Genomic DNA, 18617 nt, shown 5'->3' with positions numbered 1-18617 from the left:
AACCGCGAAAGCGGCTACGGGCCTGATAACCGCTTGAAAGGGGCTGTTTTCGGGTCGGGTAGAAGCTACAAATCCCTATTAACCTTTGACACAATCGTGTTTCTAAGGTTTCTTGGCAGCTCTCTGGAGGGCGATTCCAACCCAACCTTTTACAAGAAAAAAACTTAGGGGGTTCTGCGAATGAACAAGAATGATCTGATCGGCGCAGTAGCTGAAGTCAGCGGTCTGACGAAAAGCGACTCAACCAAGGCGGTCGAAGCGGTTTTTGAATCCATCACCAGCGCATTGGTCAAGGGTGATGAAGTGCGCCTCGTTGGCTTTGGCACTTTTGCCGTGGCAAAGCGTAAGGCATCAACCGGCCGCAACCCGCGCACGGGTGAACCCATGTCGATCAAGGCCTCTTCACAGCCAAAGTTCAAGGCAGGCAAAGGTCTGAAAGACGCCGTCAACTAACGAATTTTGCGCCCGGTTTCGGCCGGGTCGATGGTAACGAAAACACCGTGTCAGCCGTTGGGTGGATGCGGTTTTTTGTGCGCCCTCATGCCGCAGGGCACGATGCCTGTCTCAGGACCCTGTACGCACCAGCGCCGCAGGTGCCGCTGCGGTGCGCGCATTCACCTTCCACACCAGTTTCTGGCCGCGCGGAACAGGTATCGGTCCATCGTCGGTATTGTTGGTCAGAATATCGCCATCGGTCACCAACGTCAGCAGACCATCCAGCGTCGGCATGCTGTCGGCACCGCCGTTGTTGGCAGAAGCCGCCGCCATGCCCATCATCGGTGACGATGTGGCTGCTGAACTGAACGCAGGTGCCTCTAACCGAACCGACCCGTCATTACGCCGGATCAGCGTTACGAAAGGCGTTACCATCGGCAGCTTTTCGATCATCGGGAACGTAAAATCATGATCGAGCCTGCCAGTGATTGCATAGTCCACCTCGAAGCGGCCATCGCCTTTATCGATCACCGATTTCCAGCCATGCTGGCGGCGCAAACGTTCGGCAAATTCCTGCGCGGCGCGCGGATCGGCTGGATCAATGCCGCCCAGCATCGATTTCATCATGGCCTCTTCGGACTTCTTCTTCTGCGCTACGTTCTCTTTGGCAATGGCGCGTTGCTCTTCCCAGTTGGCCTTCTGGTCGGCGATTTCATTTTTTGAACAAGCACGTTCCTCGCCCGATGAATCGGTATAGCAGGCTGACGGTGCAAACACCTCCTCGGCGTCTTCGTTGTTGCGCTTGTCAGCCGCCATTTTGGAAAGGGCGAGCAGGTGAATCTCGCCCTTATAGGCAAAGCTGAACGTGCCGTCCTTGCGCAGATCGAGTTCGGACGTGAACTTGCCCGGCAGCAACATGCACCCGGCCAAGAGCAGAACCCCCACCGCAACCGCCGAAATTGCCGCCAAGCGCCGCATCATGCTTCTCCTGCCAGTTTAGTCCCGCGCCAGTTCACTCTTCGCGCGTATACACCGCATACAAGGCAATCGCAGTAGCGTTTGACACGTTAAGACTTTCTATCGCCGATGCCATGGGCAGCCGCGCCACGGCATCGCAATGCTGCGCCACATTGTGCCGCAAACCTTCGCCCTCGGCGCCCATCACGATCACCACCGGGCCTTTGGGAAGGGCCGATGGAAACACCGCTTTGCCATCACCATCCATGCCGATCCGCCAATAGCCTTCCTCGGCCATGCGTTCGAGCGCGCGTGAAAGGTTGACCACCCGCACCCAAGGCACCGTCTCCAGCGCGCCCGAGGCAGACTTTGCCAGCGTACCTGACTCGACCGGCGAATTGCGGTCCTGTGTCACCAGCGCAGCCACATCAAACGCCGCACACGACCGCAAAATCGCGCCCACATTGTGCGGATCGGTCACCGAATCAAGCACGACGATCGTGCGGCCTTCGGATTCGTCCAGAATATCGTCGAGCGCCACATCATCGAGCGGCAAGCATTCCAGTACCAATCCCTGATGCGGCGCATCCTTGGGTACAAGCCGACCCAGATCGGCCGCCTGCGCATACTCTACAGGCAGGGTGGGCGGCAGTTCAGCGTCGTTTTCGTCCAGCAACTGCTGGATCGCCTCGCGCGTGCCCGAAAGCTTTTTGCAATCGCGGTTGGGGTTGGTCAGCGCGGCTTCGATGGCATGGCGGCCCCACAGGCGCACAATGCCGCCAGTGGCCCGGCCTGATCCGCGCCCGTGTTTGTTCCGGGCTTCGCGGCCGCGCAGGGACTTGCCCTTTTGTTGATCGTTGTTGCGGGGCATCGGGCACCTTTTCTTCAATGACGTCTAAAATCGTGCCGCGCATGCCACTGTGGCCATTGACAGGCAAGCGATGCTTCGCCAAAGGACCGCCTCTCGGTCGGACGGCCTCCTTGTGGGGCCAACAAATCCGGCGTTCTTTTCGAAGAAAACCGGCACCGGCAGTACTGGTGTGGACAGGTGGCCGAGTGGTTAATGGCAGCAGACTGTAAATCTGCCCGCGAGAGCGTACGCTGGTTCGAATCCAGCCCTGTCCACCACCCCCTCATTCGCCGCCATTCGCGAATGACCGTGGAAATCCCGGAAAGTCTGGTCCTGCCACCACCAGCCCTTGAGGGGCTGAAAAATCAAAAAAACGCTTATTTGCGCTTCCGATTGCTGCACGAAAGGCAGGGAAGCCGCGTTCAAACTTTCCCGGAGTGCGGGTTCCGTACAATTGCAAGATTGTAAGCGGGGGCGTCCTCGGATGTCTCTGCGCCCTTTCAAGGTGCGGTTAAAGCCAACACAGGCAATGAGGCCAGGAAAGGTGATATTGGGGGGCACGGCTTGGTCGGCGCATTTGATTGCCGAACCGTTTGCTTTAATCTCATCGAAAATCTAGCGTGCCTGCACCTGCGCAGCGCTCACCCGTGTCTATGCCACGAGGAAACAACACAACGTGATTACCTTGCTATCACCTGCCAAGAAGCTGAACTTCGATCCGCTTGAAACCCGGCATGAGATTACGCATCCACGCCTTGCGCAAGACACACGCGAGATTGCTCGCGTTGCCAAGCAGCAATCGGCAGCAGACCTCAAAAAACTGATGCACATTTCTGACAGTCTGGCCGAACTGAATGCAGAGCGGTTCAGAGCGTTTGACCTCGACGGACGTAGCAACGCGTCCAAACCTGCCGGCCTGACTTTCGATGGCGATGTCTATTGGGGGCTCGAAGCGAAAACCATGGAGGCAGCCACGTTGGCCTATGCTCAGGATCATTTGCGCATCCTGTCCGGCCTTTATGGCCTGCTGCGCCCGATGGATGTGATCCAGCCCTATCGCCTCGAAATGGGCACCAAAATGAAAAATCCACGCGGGAATTCGCTCTATGATTTCTGGGGCAGTCTGATTGCCAAGGCGTTGGAAGGCGATCTTTCCGGGCATGCGGACCGGACAATCGTGAACCTTGCATCCACCGAGTATTTCAAAGCTGTCGATACCAATGCGCTGACCGCCCCGGTCATCTCCGCATCGTTCCTGAACGTGAAGGACGGAGAAGCCCGTCGGCTCATGTACCACGTGAAATTCGCGCGCGGGCTGATGGCACGCTGGATCATGGACAACCATGTCGACCGCGCAGAGGGCCTCAAGGACTTCAACGCCGAGGGCTATGCCTATGATGCCAATGCATCAAGCAGCCACGAACTGGTCTTTACCCGCAAGCAGCCTCCGGTGAAGAAGTAGCAAGCTCTCGCTTAAGGCGATTATTGGGGCGGGCGCGGGGCCAAATTTATTGCATCGGTTGCGCGTTTGCTTAAGGCAAAGGTATGAAAACCATTCGTATTCCCGTTGCAGGCGGTCTGCATATCGTAGCCGACGAATATGGTGAGCGCGGGGCCCCTGCGATTATTCTGGGCCATGGCGGCGGGCAGACGCGGCATAGTTGGGATCGCGCGGGCGCGGAAATGGCGCGCGCGGGCTATCACGTTATCAACTACGATCTGCTCGGCCATGGTGAGAGTGATTGGGAGCCCGATGGCGATTATTCCTTCGCCCGTCGCTGTGCCGATCTTAATGCCATTTCCAGCCTTGTTGCCCGGCCCGTGGCCTTTGTGGGAGCATCGCTTGGCGGCTTGAGCGCGATGGTTGCTGCGGCGCGCGGGCTGGTTCCCGATGCGATGGTCCTGGTCGATATTGTCGCAAAAGTTTCAGAAGTGGGGGTTGAACGCATCCTCGGCTTCATGTCTGCCAGTCCCGAAGGCTTTGCCTCGGTCGAAGACGCAGCGGATGCCATATCGGCCTATTACCCTGACCGGCCACGCCCCAAGCGGCTTGACGGGCTTGCCAAGAACTTGCGTCAAACCGGCGATGGCCGGTTGCGCTGGCATTGGGACCCTCAATTCTTGACGGTCAATCACCAAGACGAAAGCCTCGCAGACCTGCTGGATGGCGCGGCATGGATGGATAACGTGCCCACGATGCTGGTGCGCGGAATGAAGTCTGACATCGTCACCGACGAAGGCGTGGCCGACCTGCAAGCGCGAATCACGCATTTTGAAGTCTCCGACATTATCGGCGCCGGACATATGGTCGCAGGCGATCGTAACGATCAGTTCAATGATGCCGTGCTTGGGTTCTTGGGCCGCGTAATGCCTGCAAATCCGTCCTTGGCGCATTGAAGTCGGCACTTTGGCGCAAGTTTGCTTGTGGCATTTGATGGCAGGCCCTAGATAGGCGCCATGTCCGGAGAAATATTCGATAACCGTGGTCGCGGCGCCGCCGGGTGGTCATGGCCATCCATCCATCCCGAAGGCCGTAAGTTCGGCCTCATCGCCGCTGCATTCAGTCTTGGTGCTGCGCTTATGGCGTGGGAAACCCTTGCTTGGCCCTTGGCGTTTCTGACGCTTGGCGTCCTGGCGTTCTTCCGCGATCCTGTGCGGGTTACGCCGCGCGATGACCGCTTTGTTGTGGCCCCTGCCGATGGCCTCATCACCCTGATCCAGAAAGTTGCCCCCCCGCGCGAACTCTGCGCTGATGACGGCACGGGCGTTGTGGGGATGAGCGATGCGCCGGTCACCCGCGTATCGATCTTCATGTCGGTGTTCGATGTTCACATCAACCGCACGCCGATTGCAGGCACGATTCGGCGTGTCGTCTACATTCCGGGCAAATTTCTGAACGCCGATCTTGATAAAGCCAGCGAAGAGAATGAGCGTCAGCACTTCCTGGTGGAGCGCGGCGATGGCGTGCAAATCGGCTTCACCCAGATAGCAGGCCTGATTGCACGCCGGATTGTCCCCTTCGTCAAAGGCGGGGATATCGTGGCGGTCGGCCAGCGCGTTGGCCTGATTCGTTTCGGCAGCCGTGTCGATGTCTATTTGCCTGCTGGCACCGAACCCAAAGTCCTTATGGGCCAGCGGATCGTGGCAGGCGAAACCATCTTGGCAGAGATCGGCGATGCACCGGTGATCGAGGGTATTTCGCAGTGATCTCCCCGGGCGATGAAAACGCCCCGCGTCGTGGTCGTCTTCCCGGCGGCCTGACATTGCGGGCGATGACGCCCAATGCGATTACCACCGCAGCACTCTGCTCGGGGCTCACCGGCATCCGCTTTGCCGTCACCGCAGCCTCGGGCACCGATCCTGTGCTTGTCGCCGAAGATTGGCGTAAGGCGGTGGCGGCGGTCATTCTGGCGGGATTGCTGGATGGCATTGATGGCCGGATCGCCCGCTTGCTCAAAGCGCAATCGCGCTTTGGTGCGGAACTCGACAGTCTGGCTGATAACGTATCGTTTGGCGTTGCCCCTGCGCTAATCCTGTTCTTGTGGTCGTTGCAGGAAGCCCCGCGTATCGGCTGGTTTGCGGCACTCGCCGTGGCCATCGCCTGCGCCTTGCGGCTTGCCCGGTTCAATGCGCAAATCGATGTAGAACATCAACCGCACAAGTCTGCGGGCTTCCTCACCGGCATACCCGCACCCGTCGCCGCCGGGCTTGCATTCCTGCCGATGTATTTGTGGATCGCCACTGACAACCCGGTCTTCCGCCTGCCCATCGTAGTGGGGCCTTGGCTCGTCCTGATTGCGTTCCTGATGATCTCGAACATCGCCACGCTGGGCTGGACGGCCTTGCGTCCGCGCCGCAGCGTGCGGCTTGAACTGATCGCACTGGTCGGGCTGGTCACCGTGGCCCTCTTGACCGAGCCTTGGCTGACGCTGGTCGGCATTTGCGCGGTATACTTGCTGTTCATTCCGCTCGGCGTGATGCGCTATGCCAAAGTCAAGCGGCAGCGCGCAGCGAGTGCGCGCACCGAGCCGAATCTGCCCGCTTGAGCGCGCGGCGCGCGGTCCGGCGGATCTGCTGCTCACTACCGGTGCGCAGGGCAGGGCGCTCGATCGTGGTCACGGTAACCAGAAATTCGCGGTCACGCTGCAAAGAACGGTGATCGGCCAGCAGAGTCGCGATCTGGCTAAGCCGGCCCGACATTGTCACAAAAACAACGGCAACCGCAAAAGTTGCGGCGGCGGCGAAGACGAATGTTGCGACCAGAGCGAGCATATGCGCGGTTTCCTTAGCTTTTCTTTCCGTCTGACCTGTTTCCGATAACAATTGGGAAAGGTCTGTGGAAAACCTGTGGATTGCGTTATTGTTCCTGTGTGACCGAGGATTGATTCGGCTATGGGGGCAATGTTCCCTTTTTGTTCCGTTCCGTCAAGCGGTAAATGAGCCGGGCCGTGCGCGTGATGCGCCCGCAGCACTCTCGAACTGATCGAAACCGGTGCGATTTGCGTGATTCCGTGCTGGATTTTTCCGTAATCCCGGTTTAAGCGCCGCCCCGTCGAAGGGTTTTTGCGGACGTTGTGTTCGTGGACGAGGGCGACAATCCACACGGGAAGCAACTTCACCGGTGCTGCAAGCGGGATCTCCGCAGCGGTTCCAGCTTCCCGGAGGCACAACCGGAAAGGAATTTTCTTATGGCGGCACCCGTCGTCACGATGCAGCAGCTCATTGAAGCTGGCGCACACTTCGGTCACCAGACCCACCGCTGGAATCCGCGCATGAAGCCGTACATCTTCGGCGCACGCAACGGCATCCACATCCTCGATCTGTCGCAGTCGGTTCCGCTGATGGCCCGCGCGCTCGAATTCATCGCAGCAACCGTGCAGAACGGTGGGAAGGTTCTGTTCGTCGGCACCAAGCGTCAGGCGCAAGAGCCTATCGCACAGGCTGCCCGCGCCTCGGGCCAGCACTTTGTCAACCATCGCTGGTTGGGCGGCATGCTCACCAACTGGAAGACGATCTCGGGTTCGATCAAGCGTTTTAAGGCGCTGGAAGAACAGCTTTCGGGTGACACCACCGGTCTCACCAAGAAGGAAGTCCTCCAGCTCACGCGTGAACGCGATAAGTTCGAACTGTCGCTCGGCGGCATCCGCGATATGGGCGGCATTCCCGACGTGATGTTCGTGATCGACGCGAACAAGGAAGAGCTGGCGATCAAGGAAGCCAACGTTCTGGGCATTCCTGTCGTTGCCATCCTCGATTCGAACGTGTCGCCGGAAGGCATTGCGTTCCCGATCCCGGCCAACGACGATGCAAGCCGCGCTCTGCGTCTGTACTGCGAAGCTGTGGCTGCTGCTGCAACGCGCGGTGGCCGCGAAGCAACAATCGCTTCGGGTGCTGATATCGGCGCCTTGGCTGAACCGCTTGCCGAAGAAGAAGCTGGCGTCGAAGCCTGATCCGGAAACATGCGTGACGGTGTTGAAGTTTGGCACCGTCACGCAATTGTCCCGGATGTGATTTACGGGCCGCGGCACTTGCTGCGGCCTTCCCCGTTTTCAAGAATAAAGGATCAACGCGATGGCTTATACCGCCGCTGACGTGAAGAACCTGCGCGAGCGTACTGGCGCCGGCATGATGGATTGCAAAAAGGCTCTCGAAGAAGCCGCAGGCGATATCGAAGCCGCGGTTGACGCGTTGCGCTCAAAGGGTCTTGCGGCCGCCGCCAAGAAGTCGAGCCGTACTGCGGCCGAAGGTCTGGTGGGCGTTGCCGTTTCGGGCACCAAGGGTGTGGCTGTTGAAGTCAACTCCGAAACCGATTTCGTCGCCAAGAACGACCAGTTCCAGGATTTCGTGCGCAAGGCTACCGAAGTCGCCCTGAACACCGGCGTCACTGAAGTCGAAGCGCTCAAGGCTGCTGCCTATCCCGATGGCGGCACTGTTTCGGACACGCTGACCAACAACGTCGCCACCATCGGCGAAAACCAGCAGCTGCGCCGCATCAAGCAGGTTGCTGTCACCAACGGCGTCGTTGTGCCTTATATGCACAACGCCGCTGCCCCGAACCTCGGCAAGATCGGCGTGCTCGTCGCGCTGGAATCGGAAGCCGCTGCCGATGTGCTGACGGCGCTGGGCAAGCAGATCGCGATGCACATCGCCGCTGCCTTCCCGCAGGCGCTGACCACCGATGACCTCGACGCTGAACTGATCTCGCGTGAACGCAAGATCGCAGCGGAAAAGGCTGCCGAAAGCGGCAAGCCTGCCGAAGTCCAGGCCAAGATGGTTGACGGTGCCGTTGCCAAATATGCCAAGGAAAACGCTCTCCTTTCGCAGATTTTCGTGATGGACAACAAGTCGACCATTCAACAGGTCGTCGATGCAGCCGGCAAGGAAGCTGGCACCAAGATCACGCTGGTGGACTATGTCCGCTTCCAGCTTGGTGAAGGCATCGAAAAGGAAGAATCCGACTTCGCTGCCGAAGTGGCTGCTGCCGCCGGTATCAAGTAAGTCTGACGTCTAACGATCCCCGCATCGGTGGGCTGCCAACCGTGGTGGCCCGCCAGTGCGGGGATTGTTGTGTCTGAAACCGTGCACATGCTCTTGGCACGGCCCCCGACAGGGGTATAAGAGCCGCCGTACAACACCATTTCGAGTATGATCCTCCCATGAGTCTGCCCCCGTTAAAGCGCATCCTGCTAAAGCTTTCGGGCGAGGTGCTGATGGGAGAACAGCAGTTCGGGATCGATACCGATTATGTCGCGCGCCTTGCCCAAGAGGTGAAGGACGCCCGCGATAGCGGCTTGCAAATCTGCCTCGTCATCGGTGGCGGCAATATTTTTCGCGGCATGGCAGGCGCTGCCAAGGGCATGGACCGCGCGCAGGCCGATTACATGGGCATGCTCGCCACCGTGATGAACGCGCTGGCGATGCAAAACGCGCTTGAGCAATTGGGCGTTGCCACCCGCGTCCAGTCTGCCGTGCAGATGGATCAGGTGTGCGAACCGGTGATCCGCCGCCGCGCCGAACGGCACCTTGAAAAGGGCCGCATCGTGATCTTTGCCGCCGGCGTTGGCGCACCTTATTTCACCACAGATTCCGGCGCTGCGTTGCGTGCCGCCGAAATGAAGTGCGATGCCCTGTTCAAAGGCACCAGTGTGGACGGCGTCTACAGCGCTGACCCCAAGAAAGACGCGTCCGCAAAGCGTTTTGATATCGTGGATTACGACACGGTTCTCGCACAAAATCTTCAAGTCATGGATGCCAGCGCGGTTGCGCTGTGCCGTGACAACAGCATTCCGATCGTCGTCTTTTCCATTCGTGAGCGGGGCAATCTGGCCCGGGTGCTGGCGGGTGGAGGCACGCAGACGGTCGTCCAGAAAGGAGCCTGAACTATGGCCAAATTTGACAAGCCCGATCTCGAACGCCGCATGAAGGGCGCTGTCGAATCATTGAAGCATGATCTTGTGGGCTTGCGCACCGGCCGCGCCAACACGGCATTGCTCGAACCGATCATGGTCGATGTTTACGGTCAGCATATGCCGATCACGCAAGTCGCCACAATCTCGGCGCCCGAACCGCGCATGTTGACCGTGCAGGTCTGGGACAAGTCGTCCATTGGCCCGGTGGAAAAAGCTATCCGCTCGGCAGGTCTCGGCCTCAACCCGATTAACGATGGCAACACTTTGCGCCTGCCGATTCCGGACCTCACCGAGGAACGCCGCAAGGAACTGGCCAAGCTTGCCAGCAAATATGCCGAAAACGCGCGCATCGCGATCCGCAATGTCCGCCGCGATGGCATGGACGCGCTGAAAACCGATGAAAACAAAAAGGAAATCTCGGAAGATGAGCGTAAGCGCGCCGAGACTGACCTGCAAAAGCTGACCGACGAAATTATCAAGCAGGCCGATGAAGCGGCTGCGGCCAAGGAAAAGGAAATCCTCGGCAAGTGACGCCGATTGCGGCCTCGATCGGTGACGGTGACGGCGGCAGCGCGGGCAAAGCGCGCCACGTCGCCATCATCATGGACGGCAATGGCCGCTGGGCCAAAAAGCGCATGATGCCGCGTGCCTTCGGGCACAAACGCGGCGTCGATACGGTGCGCGAAATCGCCCGCGCCGCGCGCGAGATGGGGCTTGAAGCGCTCACGCTCTACGCCTTCTCGTCGGAAAACTGGAAGCGCCCCGCTGACGAGATTTCCGATCTGATGGGCATGCTGCGTAGCTTTATCCGCAGCGATCTGGAAGAGTTTGTCGCCAACAATGTGCGTCTGCGGATCATCGGCGATTATCAGGCACTTGCCCCCGATATCGTAGAATTGATCGATGATGCCATCGCGCGCACTGCCGCCAATGATGGCACCACGCTCGCCATCGCGCTCAATTACGGTTCGCAGCAGGAAATCGCCCGCGCTGCCGCACGCGCGGCTGAAAAAGGGCCGATCACGCCCGAAGCGATCGAGGCTGAACTCGATACGGCCTGCTTGCCCCCGCTCGATCTGTTGATCCGCACCTCGGGCGAAATCCGGCTGTCGAACTTCCTGCTGTGGCAGGCGGCTTATGCCGAAATGTGGTTCACCGATGTGCTGTGGCCCGATTTCAAGCCCGCCCACCTGGCCGAGGCGCTCGCGCAATTCACATCGCGCGAAAGGCGGTTCGGTGGACGCTGAACCTGCCTTTGTGCCGCCTATGGCCGAGCCGCAAAAGTCCGACCTTAAAGTGCGTGTCGCCTCTGCGGTGGTCATGCTGGCGATTGCCGGAACCGCGTTCTGGTTCGGTGGCATGGCGTTCGATCTGTTAATCGCCGCTGTCGCGTTCGGGGTCTTCGTCGAATACGTGATGCTCGCCAGCAAGATCGCCACCACGCCCGCCGCGCTTGTGCCGATGGTGATTGGCGGCGCAATCTATATCGGCTGGGCAGGGCTGGCGCTGGTGGTCATGCCTGAACCGCTGGTGCTGGTCGTGCTTGGCCTTGTCATCTGCACTGATACCGGCGCTTATTTTACGGGACGCTCGCTGGGCGGGCCAAAGATCGCGCCCGCTATCAGCCCCTCCAAAACATGGTCGGGCCTTGCGGGCGGGATGGCAGCGGCGGGCATTTGGGCCGCGCTTGTCGTCCTTGGTGCTGGATATCTGCTCTCCGCCATTGGCCCGACCGGCCCCAGCATTGCCTCGGCACTGGAAGTCGCCAACGTCGGCGTTGCCGCGCTCGTCGGCGCAACTCTCGCGGTCTTTGCCCAAGCGGGCGATTTCTATGAATCATGGCTCAAGCGGCGGGCAGGGGTGAAGGATTCCTCGCGCCTGATCCCCGGCCACGGCGGCTTGTTTGATCGCGTCGATGGCCTGTTGCCGGTCGCCATCATCGCCGGAACCGCATGGGCCGCATCGCAGGTGGGTGCCTGATATGACAAGCCGCTCGATCACCGTCCTTGGCGCTACCGGATCGATTGGCGCATCTACCCTCGATCTCATCCGGCGGCACCGCGATGAATGGCGCGTCGTCGCCCTCACCGCGCACAGCAGCGCGGCTGAACTCGCCGCCCTCGCGCGCGAATTCCAGGCCGAGATCGCGGTCGTCTCGGATGAAGCTGCGCTGCCCGCCCTGCGTGAGGCGCTGGCCGGAACCACCATCGAAGCCGCTGCCGGTGCCGCAGCGCAGATCGAAGCCGCCGCGCGCGGAGCGGATGTCACCGTGGCCGCCATCGTCGGCTGCGCCGGCCTTGCCCCCACGATGGCCGCGATTGAGCAAGGCGGCGTGATTGCGCTCGCCAACAAGGAAGCGCTTGTTTCCGCAGGCGATGTGATGACCGCCGCTGTCGCCCGCTACGGTGCAACCCTGCTGCCGGTCGATTCCGAACACAACGCGATCTTCCAGTGCCTTCAGGGCAACGATATCGCCCACGTCCATGCCATCACGCTCACCGCCAGCGGTGGCCCGTTCCGCGATTGGTCGCTGGAACAGCTCGAAAAAGCCACCCCTGCCGAAGCGGTCAAACATCCCAATTGGTCGATGGGCGCAAAGATCAGCGTCGATTCCGCCACGATGATGAACAAGGGCCTCGAATTCATCGAAGCCTATCACTTGTTCCCCGTCGGCGTCGAACGTCTGCGCATTATCGTCCACCCGCAGTCGATCGTCCATTCGATGGTCGAATACCGCGATGGCTCCACGCTCGCGCAACTCGGCCCATCCGATATGCGCGTGCCCATCGCTTCGGCGCTGGCGTGGCCTGCACGGATGGACACGCCTTGCGCCCCGCTCGATCTTGCCGCCATCGGCCAACTCACCTTCCGCGCGCCCGATGAAACCCGCTTTCCCGCCACGCGCCTTGCCCGCGCTGCCGTGATCGAAGGCGGCGCAGTGCCTGCCGTGATGAACGCTGCCAACGAAATCGCCGTTGCCGCTTTCCTGAACAGTCAGATTGGGTTCACCCGCATCGTGCAATCGGTTGAAAATGTTCTTTCCCTCGGCCTTGCGCCTGCGCCCACCTGTCTCGAAGATGTCATCGCAATCGATGCAGAAGCGCGGATCAGGGCACGTGAATTGATGGAGCCAGTGCGCTGATGCCAATGCTGGAAAGCCCCGGAATCCTAACTACGCTGCTGGCCTTCGTGCTGGTGCTGGGGCCGCTCGTGTTCATTCATGAATTCGGCCACTACATCGTCGGGCGCTGGTTCGGGGTAAAGGCCAATGTCTTCTCCATCGGCTTTGGCAAGGAACTGCTCGGCTGGACCGACAAGCGCGGCACCCGCTGGAAGCTCAGCGCGCTCCCCTTGGGTGGCTATGTCCAGTTTGCGGGTGACATGAACCCCGCCAGCCAGCCCAGCGCCGATTGGCTCGCGCTCCCGGCAGAGGAACGCAATCGCACGTTTCAGGCAAAGCCGCTGTGGCAGCGCTCGTTGATCGTTTTGGCAGGCCCGGTCACCAATCTGCTGTTTGCCGTGCTGATCCTCGCAGGCTTCACGTATGCATATGGCAAAGTCGAAGTGCCGCCCGTCATCGGGCAGGTAATGGCAGGCTCTGTGGCCGAACGGGCAGGCCTGAAAGACGGGGACCGCGTCGTTTCGATCCGGGGCAAGGCGATGGGCTCCTTCCTCGATGTGCGGCTTGAAATCGGCCAGTTCCCGGGCGATCCGCTGGAAATGGTGATCCTGCGCGAAGGCCGCCAGGTTGAAATCGCCACCACCGCTTCAGTCAAAGTGGAAAGCGATCGCTTCGGCAATACGCAGAAGATCGGCTTCCTCGGCATCGGCCCCAAAAGCTATGAAGTGGTCAACGTCGGCCCGGGCACAGCGCTGGTCGAAGGCGTGAAGCAAACCGGCGGCATCATCGGCATGATGGTCACCGGCATCGGCCAGATCATCACCGGCAAGCGTGAGGTCAAGGAACTTGGCGGCCCGATAAAAATCGCCAAATATTCGGGCGAACAGCTCGTTTCGGGCTGGCAGGCCTTCATCGGTTTCGTCGCGCTGATCTCGATTAACTTGGGGTTCATTAACCTCCTGCCAATTCCGGTTCTCGACGGGGGCCACCTCGCTTTCTACGCGGCCGAAGCCATCCGCAGAAAGCCGGTTGGCGCGCGCGGGCAGGAGTGGGCCTTCCGCACCGGAATCGCATTGGTCATGGCGCTGATGGTGTTCGTCACGTTCAACGATGTAGCCTCGCTCAAGGTGTTTGGAGGCTGACCGAAGTGGAGATTAACACCCTTTCCTGCGTGTCCTGCTATTAACGATTGATGGCGGGACAATTCTACAGAATATCTTTCAATAGAAACGCACGGCAATGTTTGCTTGATTGGCCCTGTGGCATGGGGCAGAGGGCAACATCGCTTGCTGCGGCCGAACCTCAAGATTTGAGCGTTCAGTTGCCACAACACACGGGATGACGCTTGGTGATGATTGCACGTAACGCAGGTCAAGCCGCACTTCGGCACGCAAAAGCGTCGCCGCTCTGCGCAGCCCTGCTGGCCACAAGCGCGCTGGTCGCGATGCCGCAAACAGCCTTTGCACAAACGGTTCGCCCTGCCAGTCCGGCACCCGCACCAGCCACACCTCCTGCCGCAGCCCCCGCGCCGGTCGGCGATACGATCCGCACGGTCACCATTGATGGCTCGCAGCGCCTCGAATCCGATACGATCCTGTCCTATATCCGCCTTCGCCCCGGCCAGACCTACACGCAGGCACTGGGCGATCAGGCCCTGAAAGACCTCTACGCCACCGAATTGTTCGCCGATGTATCGCTGCGCAACAACGGCGGCGATGTGGTTATTCAGGTCAAAGAAAACCCGGTGATCAACCGCATCATCCTTGAAGGCAACAAGCGCCTCAAGGAAGACAAGATCCTGCCCGAAATCAAACTGGCCGCACGCCAGATCTTCACCCGCTCCAAAGTCCGCGCCGACGTTGCCCGCATCATCGAACTGTACAAGCGCCAAGGCCGCTTTGCCGCTTCGGTTGAACCAAAAATGGTGATGCTCGAACAGAACCGCGTCGATATCGTGTTCGAAATCAGCGAAGGGCCAAAGTCCAAGGTTCGCCAGATCAACATCATCGGCAACGAAAAGTTCGGCGATGGCAAGCTGCGCGGCGAAATGGTGACCAAGCAGGCGCGCTTCTTCCGCCTGTTCTCCTCCGGCACCAGCTACGATCCGGATCGCTTGGCTTTCGACCAGCAAAAGATGCGCCAGTTCTACCTGACCGAAGGCTACGCCGATTTCCGCGTCGTCTCCGCCGTGGCCGAACTCACGCCAGACAAGCGCGATTTCATCATCACTTACGTCGTCGAAGAAGGTGACCGCTACAAGTTTGGCGACGTCAAGATTGACAGCCAGTTGCGCGATTTCGATGGCGATGCGCTGGCCAAGCGTTTACCGATGAAGGCGGGCGATTGGTATAACGCCAAGATGGTCGAAGACCAGGTTGACGGGTTGACCGAAACCGCCGGCGCGTTTGGCTATGCCTTTGCCGATGTCCGCCCTGATTTTTCGCGCAACAAGGATGACCTGACGATGTCGGTCACCTTCCGCATTGCCGAGGCTCCGCGCGTCTATGTCGAACGTGTGGACGTTAACGGCAATACGCTGACGCAAGACAAAGTCGTGCGCCGCGAATTCCGTATCGCCGAAGGTGATGCGTTCAACACCTTCCAGATCAAACGCTCGTCCAACCGCATCAAATCCCTGGGTTATTTCCAGGAAAAATTTGAGATTGAGCAGAAGCCTGGCAGCGCTCCTGATCGCATCATTCTCGAAGCCAACATCGAAGAACGCCCTACCGGCGAATTGCAGCTTTCGGCAGGCTTCTCCAGCCTCGAAAGCTTCATCTTCCAAGGCTCGATCCGCCAGAACAACTTCCGTGGACGAGGCCAAACCGTCGGCCTCTCGGTCGATTATTCGCGCTTCTCGCGCTCGGTGCAGGTCAGCTTCACCGAACCCTATCTGTTCGATAAGAACATTTCGATGGGCGTGGACATTTACCGCCGCGATTTGAACAGCTTCAACCAGTTCAACGCCAATCGCAACACCACCTATCGGCAGGGAACAACCGGTATTTCCGCCCGCGTTGGTGTGCCGCTGACCGAATACATGTCGTTGATCGGGCGCTACACGTTCAACATTGATAACGTCACGTTGGACCGCGATACTTTCTTCATCAACGGGCAGTGCAGCTTTTTGCTGGCGGGGCGCTTCCTGTGCGATGCCATCGGCAAGCGCACAAGTTCGATCCTTGGCGCATCGCTCGTCTATGATTCGCTCGATAACCGCATGCGGCCAACACGCGGCAGCCAGTTCGTACTCGGCGCTGATTTCGCGGGCCTTGGCGGGTCGGTGCGCTATGCTCGCGTCACGGCCAATGCCTCGCGCTTCTGGTCGGTCGGAAGCGGGTTCATCTTCTCCTTGCGCGCAGAAGGGGGAGCCATCAAACCGTTGCGCAACCGTTCGGCAGACCCGACGGTTGACGATGTGCTCCTGACGGACCGCTTCTTCCTGGGCGAACCACAGATTCGCGGCTTTGACATTCGCGGTGTCGGTCCGCGTGTGCTGCGCAAACAGATCATCAACGGCGTCGAAACGCAGGATCGCAACCAGCAACAGGACGATGCGATCGGTGGCAGATACTATTATCTGTCACGCGCCGAACTTGAAATTCCGCTTGGTTCGGGCGCGCGTGAGCTTGGTCTGCGGCCTTCGATCTACGTCGATGCCGGCGCATTGTGGGGCATCACCAATCCTCTGCCTGCAAACCAGATCAACCCGCAAAGCATCTATACCGACGTTCTGACCGGTCAGCCGACGTCCAGCCCCACCGCATCCAACGGTGCGTCAAACGGTATTCCTGTACAGACCTTCAATGAAGTATTCGTCGGCGATTCCAAATCACCGCGCGTTTCCGTCGGTATCGGCGTAAACTGGAACTCGCCATTCGGCCCGTTCCGTCTCGATTTTGCCAGAGTCCTGAAAAGGGTTGATGGCGACGATCCTAAAACCTTCACTTTCAACGTGGGAACCCAGTTCTGATGAAGATTCGTTTTGCTGCCGCACTTCTTGCCGGCATCGCCCTTGCTTCTGTTGCACCAACCGCAGCCTCGGCTCAGGCCGTCGTATCGGGCATTGCCATCGCCAATCCATCGGCGGTGGTTCAGGCCTCCGCCGCGTTCACCGTTGCCCAGCAGCAGCGCCCTGTTACGTACAAGCCGCAGATCGATCAGGCCAATGTCCGCAAGGGCCAGATCGAAGCCCAGCTTCGCCCGCTGATCACCAAGCTTGAAACCGATGCCAAGGCAGCCGCGCCCAACCGCGCAGCACTGCAACAGCAGTACGAACAGATCCAGCAGATCCAGCAGGCTGGCGAAGCGGAAATCCAGAAGATTCTTGAGCCATTGAACCTGTCGCAGCAATATGTGCTCGAACAGATCAGCGACAAGCTCGACACCGCAACGCAAGCCGCGATGGACAAAAAGAAGATCACTGTCGTCCTTGATTCCCAGTCGGTTATCAAGGCAGGTCAGGCCTACAACCTCAATCAGGATATTCTGGCCGAGTTGAACAAGCTGATCCCTTCTGCTGCGCTTGTCCCGCCAGCAGGCTGGCTGCCGCGCGCGCAGCGTGAACAGCAGGCTCAGGCCGCAGCCCAGCAGGCTGCCGCTGCCGCCGCTGCACCTGCCGCCGCCAAAAAAGCGCCAGAAGGCCGGTAAGACCAGATCGCCGGAAAGACCATAAAGAAGGCCGGGGCTGATGACTGAACCAACGACTGCGCCCGATGGCGTGATCCTCGATTATGATGTGCGCAAGGTGATGGCGGCGCTGCCGCATCGCTATCCCTTGCTGCTGGTGGACCGCGTGGTGTCGCTCACACTGAACGAGCGTATCCACGCGGTGAAAGCCGTATCGATGAACGAGCAGTTCTTTCAGGGCCATTTCCCCGGCCGTCCGATCATGCCCGGCGTCCTCCAGATCGAGGCGCTGGCGCAGGCAGCAGGGGTGCTCGCGGTCGAATCGCTCGGCCTCGCGGGTTCAGGCAAGCTGGTCTATTTCATGGCGATCGAAGAAGCCAAGTTCCGTAATCCTGTGGAACCCGGCGTCCTCCTCGATCTCCACGTCGAATTCACGCAAAAGCGCTCGCGCGTGTGCAAATTCGCCGGAAAGGCGATGATCGGCGATAAAGTCACCTGTGAAGTCAGCTTCACCGCCATGATCGCCGACGCCTAGACAAGACGCGCACTATGCGCTAGGCGCGCGCCCTACAGATTCTTGTGGCCGGTCGGAACCGGCTGCGCACCGGAGTTACACGCATGAAGACTGGCATTCACCCCGACTATCACATGATCAAGGTGCAGATGACCGACGGCACCGTTTTCGAAACCCGCTCCACCTGGGGCAAGGAAGGCGATACCCTCGCTCTCGAAATCGATCCCACGTCGCACCCGGCATGGACCGGCGGTACGCGCCAGCTTGATCAGGGCGGCCGCGTTGCCCAGTTCAACAAGCGCTTCGGTGGCTTGTCGCTCAAGCGTTAATCGCCCGCAGCATCAAAACAAAAAGGGCGGCCCCAACAGGCCGCCCTTTTTCGTTGCGCCCCCTTCGTCCCCCCTCCCGCTCATCCTGAGCTTGTCGAAGGAGAGAGGGGCCGGGGATCGCTGCCCTCAATCACGCACAGCCCGATGATCCATCCCCGGGCAATGCTCTACCATGGCGGCAGCAAAGTTGGCCGCAAAGTACCCCAGAAAGCTATCGCGCACTTTCATCGATATTACCGGACGTTCATGGCGCGCCTCATCTGCGGCCCAGAACAGGTTCTGCGCAAGAGGTCGGCGATGCATGGGTAACGATACGATCATCGGACAAGCCATCAAATACTGCGAAGACTTAGTGTAGCAATAATGTGCAACA

21 protein-coding genes and 1 tRNA gene are annotated in these 18617 nt (G+C 59.6%); 18 read left to right on the top strand and 4 right to left on the bottom strand.

Annotated features, from left to right (window positions below; translation table 11 throughout):
• Positions 1–180 precede the first annotated feature (180 nt).
• Positions 181–453 (top strand): HU family DNA-binding protein, encoded by a 273-nt coding sequence (locus tag IP81_RS08115; protein WP_054107475.1) that lies wholly within the window; start codon positions 181–183, stop codon positions 451–453.
• Positions 454–564: 111 nt separating this feature from the next.
• Here IP81_RS08115 and IP81_RS08110 read toward each other — a convergent pair whose 3' ends face one another.
• Both IP81_RS08110 and rlmB read right to left on the bottom strand, forming a co-directional pair.
• On the bottom strand, positions 565–1416 hold the full coding sequence (locus IP81_RS08110; RefSeq protein WP_054107474.1) for a hypothetical protein: 852 nt from the start codon (positions 1414–1416) through the stop codon (positions 565–567).
• 31 nt (positions 1417–1447) lie between these two features.
• Positions 1448–2263, bottom strand: a complete 816-nt coding sequence (gene rlmB / locus IP81_RS08105; RefSeq protein ID WP_054107473.1) for a 23S rRNA (guanosine(2251)-2'-O)-methyltransferase RlmB — start codon at positions 2261–2263, stop codon at positions 1448–1450.
• 171 nt (positions 2264–2434) lie between these two features.
• On the opposite strand from rlmB, the gene IP81_RS08100 reads away from it, so the two are divergent.
• From IP81_RS08100 to IP81_RS08080, 5 genes are all read left to right on the top strand, one after another.
• A tRNA-Tyr gene (locus IP81_RS08100) sits at positions 2435–2520 on the top strand.
• A gap of 398 nt (positions 2521–2918) precedes the next feature.
• Positions 2919–3704, top strand: coding sequence for a peroxide stress protein YaaA (gene yaaA, locus IP81_RS08095; protein WP_054107472.1), 786 nt, complete (start codon positions 2919–2921; stop codon positions 3702–3704).
• Positions 3705–3787: 83 nt separating this feature from the next.
• Complete coding sequence (locus IP81_RS08090; RefSeq protein ID WP_054107471.1) at positions 3788–4639, top strand: alpha/beta fold hydrolase; 852 nt, start codon at positions 3788–3790, stop codon at positions 4637–4639.
• 60 nt (positions 4640–4699) lie between these two features.
• Positions 4700–5449, top strand: coding sequence for a phosphatidylserine decarboxylase (locus IP81_RS08085; protein WP_054107470.1), 750 nt, complete (start codon positions 4700–4702; stop codon positions 5447–5449).
• Entirely contained in the window at positions 5446–6288 is an 843-nt protein-coding gene (locus tag IP81_RS08080) for a phosphatidylcholine/phosphatidylserine synthase (protein WP_054107469.1), read from the top strand. The genes IP81_RS08085 and IP81_RS08080 overlap by 4 nt, the downstream gene beginning before the upstream one ends.
• Here the strand turns inward: IP81_RS08080 and IP81_RS08075 are convergent.
• The gene (locus tag IP81_RS08075) at positions 6236–6514 is read right to left on the bottom strand and encodes a hypothetical protein (RefSeq protein ID WP_157573133.1); all 279 of its coding nucleotides are present in this window, start codon (positions 6512–6514) and stop codon (positions 6236–6238) included. The two genes, IP81_RS08080 and IP81_RS08075, sit on opposite strands and share 53 nt — an antisense overlap.
• A 416-nt stretch (positions 6515–6930) precedes the next feature.
• On the opposite strand from IP81_RS08075, the gene rpsB reads away from it, so the two are divergent.
• The 12 genes from rpsB (at position 6931) to rpmE (ending at position 18244) form a co-directional block, all read left to right on the top strand.
• Positions 6931–7692 (top strand): 30S ribosomal protein S2, encoded by a 762-nt coding sequence (gene rpsB, locus IP81_RS08070; protein WP_054107467.1) that lies wholly within the window; start codon positions 6931–6933, stop codon positions 7690–7692.
• Between the two features lie 121 nt (positions 7693–7813).
• Complete coding sequence (tsf, locus tag IP81_RS08065) at positions 7814–8740, top strand: translation elongation factor Ts (RefSeq protein WP_054107466.1); 927 nt, start codon at positions 7814–7816, stop codon at positions 8738–8740.
• A 158-nt stretch (positions 8741–8898) separates the two neighbouring features.
• Positions 8899–9621, top strand: a complete 723-nt coding sequence (gene pyrH, locus IP81_RS08060) for a UMP kinase (RefSeq protein ID WP_054107465.1) — start codon at positions 8899–8901, stop codon at positions 9619–9621.
• A gap of 3 nt (positions 9622–9624) precedes the next feature.
• Positions 9625–10182 carry a ribosome recycling factor gene (frr, locus tag IP81_RS08055; protein ID WP_054107464.1) on the top strand — a complete coding sequence of 186 codons (558 nt, stop codon included), beginning with the start codon at positions 9625–9627 and terminating at the stop codon, positions 10180–10182.
• Between the two features lie 71 nt (positions 10183–10253).
• Positions 10254–10898, top strand: coding sequence for a polyprenyl diphosphate synthase (gene uppS, locus IP81_RS08050; protein ID WP_054107747.1), 645 nt, complete (start codon positions 10254–10256; stop codon positions 10896–10898).
• Positions 10888–11631, top strand: a complete 744-nt coding sequence (locus tag IP81_RS08045) for a phosphatidate cytidylyltransferase (RefSeq protein ID WP_054107463.1) — start codon at positions 10888–10890, stop codon at positions 11629–11631. Before uppS ends, IP81_RS08045 begins: the two co-directional genes overlap by 11 nt.
• A 1-nt stretch (position 11632) precedes the next feature.
• Positions 11633–12793 (top strand): 1-deoxy-D-xylulose-5-phosphate reductoisomerase, encoded by a 1161-nt coding sequence (dxr, locus tag IP81_RS08040; protein ID WP_054107462.1) that lies wholly within the window; start codon positions 11633–11635, stop codon positions 12791–12793.
• A gap of 5 nt (positions 12794–12798) precedes the next feature.
• Entirely contained in the window at positions 12799–13914 is a 1116-nt protein-coding gene (rseP, locus tag IP81_RS08035; RefSeq protein WP_054107746.1) for an RIP metalloprotease RseP, read from the top strand.
• A 209-nt stretch (positions 13915–14123) separates the two neighbouring features.
• A complete protein-coding gene (gene bamA, locus IP81_RS08030; RefSeq protein ID WP_054107461.1) occupies positions 14124–16745 on the top strand; it encodes an outer membrane protein assembly factor BamA in 2622 nt (873 codons plus the stop codon).
• The gene (locus IP81_RS08025) at positions 16745–17422 is read left to right on the top strand and encodes an OmpH family outer membrane protein (protein ID WP_054107460.1); all 678 of its coding nucleotides are present in this window, start codon (positions 16745–16747) and stop codon (positions 17420–17422) included. The genes bamA and IP81_RS08025 overlap by 1 nt, the downstream gene beginning before the upstream one ends.
• A gap of 40 nt (positions 17423–17462) precedes the next feature.
• The gene (gene fabZ, locus IP81_RS08020; RefSeq protein WP_054107459.1) at positions 17463–17936 is read left to right on the top strand and encodes a 3-hydroxyacyl-ACP dehydratase FabZ; all 474 of its coding nucleotides are present in this window, start codon (positions 17463–17465) and stop codon (positions 17934–17936) included.
• Between the two features lie 83 nt (positions 17937–18019).
• Positions 18020–18244 (top strand): 50S ribosomal protein L31, encoded by a 225-nt coding sequence (gene rpmE / locus IP81_RS08015; protein ID WP_039337458.1) that lies wholly within the window; start codon positions 18020–18022, stop codon positions 18242–18244.
• Between the two features lie 126 nt (positions 18245–18370).
• On the opposite strand, the gene IP81_RS20150 is transcribed toward rpmE, so the two are convergent.
• Complete coding sequence (locus IP81_RS20150) at positions 18371–18565, bottom strand: hypothetical protein (protein ID WP_197274572.1); 195 nt, start codon at positions 18563–18565, stop codon at positions 18371–18373.
• Positions 18566–18617 lie beyond the last annotated feature (52 nt).

Origin of the sequence: Novosphingobium sp. AAP83 (genome assembly GCF_001295795.1) — a bacterium.
Lineage (GTDB): Bacteria > Pseudomonadota > Alphaproteobacteria > Sphingomonadales > Sphingomonadaceae > Novosphingobium.
This window is presented reverse-complemented; position numbering and strand designations above follow the sequence as displayed.

Coding starts and splice junctions, on each gene's coding strand:
- rpsB (WP_054107467.1), top strand. CDS start 6,931: ATGGCGGCACCCGTCGTCACGATGCAGCAGCTCATTGAAGCTGGCGCA.
- IP81_RS08085 (WP_054107470.1), top strand. CDS start 4,700: ATGTCCGGAGAAATATTCGATAACCGTGGTCGCGGCGCCGCCGGGTGG.
- IP81_RS08090 (WP_054107471.1), top strand. CDS start 3,788: ATGAAAACCATTCGTATTCCCGTTGCAGGCGGTCTGCATATCGTAGCC.
- rlmB (WP_054107473.1), bottom strand. CDS start 2,263: ATGCCCCGCAACAACGATCAACAAAAGGGCAAGTCCCTGCGCGGCCGC.
- IP81_RS08115 (WP_054107475.1), top strand. CDS start 181: ATGAACAAGAATGATCTGATCGGCGCAGTAGCTGAAGTCAGCGGTCTG.
- dxr (WP_054107462.1), top strand. CDS start 11,633: ATGACAAGCCGCTCGATCACCGTCCTTGGCGCTACCGGATCGATTGGC.
- IP81_RS20150 (WP_197274572.1), bottom strand. CDS start 18,565: ATGATCGTATCGTTACCCATGCATCGCCGACCTCTTGCGCAGAACCTG.
- tsf (WP_054107466.1), top strand. CDS start 7,814: ATGGCTTATACCGCCGCTGACGTGAAGAACCTGCGCGAGCGTACTGGC.
- frr (WP_054107464.1), top strand. CDS start 9,625: ATGGCCAAATTTGACAAGCCCGATCTCGAACGCCGCATGAAGGGCGCT.
- uppS (WP_054107747.1), top strand. CDS start 10,254: ATGGACGGCAATGGCCGCTGGGCCAAAAAGCGCATGATGCCGCGTGCC.
- pyrH (WP_054107465.1), top strand. CDS start 8,899: ATGAGTCTGCCCCCGTTAAAGCGCATCCTGCTAAAGCTTTCGGGCGAG.
- fabZ (WP_054107459.1), top strand. CDS start 17,463: ATGACTGAACCAACGACTGCGCCCGATGGCGTGATCCTCGATTATGAT.
- IP81_RS08110 (WP_054107474.1), bottom strand. CDS start 1,416: ATGATGCGGCGCTTGGCGGCAATTTCGGCGGTTGCGGTGGGGGTTCTG.
- rpmE (WP_039337458.1), top strand. CDS start 18,020: ATGAAGACTGGCATTCACCCCGACTATCACATGATCAAGGTGCAGATG.
- rseP (WP_054107746.1), top strand. CDS start 12,799: ATGCTGGAAAGCCCCGGAATCCTAACTACGCTGCTGGCCTTCGTGCTG.
- IP81_RS08075 (WP_157573133.1), bottom strand. CDS start 6,514: ATGCTCGCTCTGGTCGCAACATTCGTCTTCGCCGCCGCCGCAACTTTT.
- IP81_RS08025 (WP_054107460.1), top strand. CDS start 16,745: ATGAAGATTCGTTTTGCTGCCGCACTTCTTGCCGGCATCGCCCTTGCT.
- bamA (WP_054107461.1), top strand. CDS start 14,124: ATGATTGCACGTAACGCAGGTCAAGCCGCACTTCGGCACGCAAAAGCG.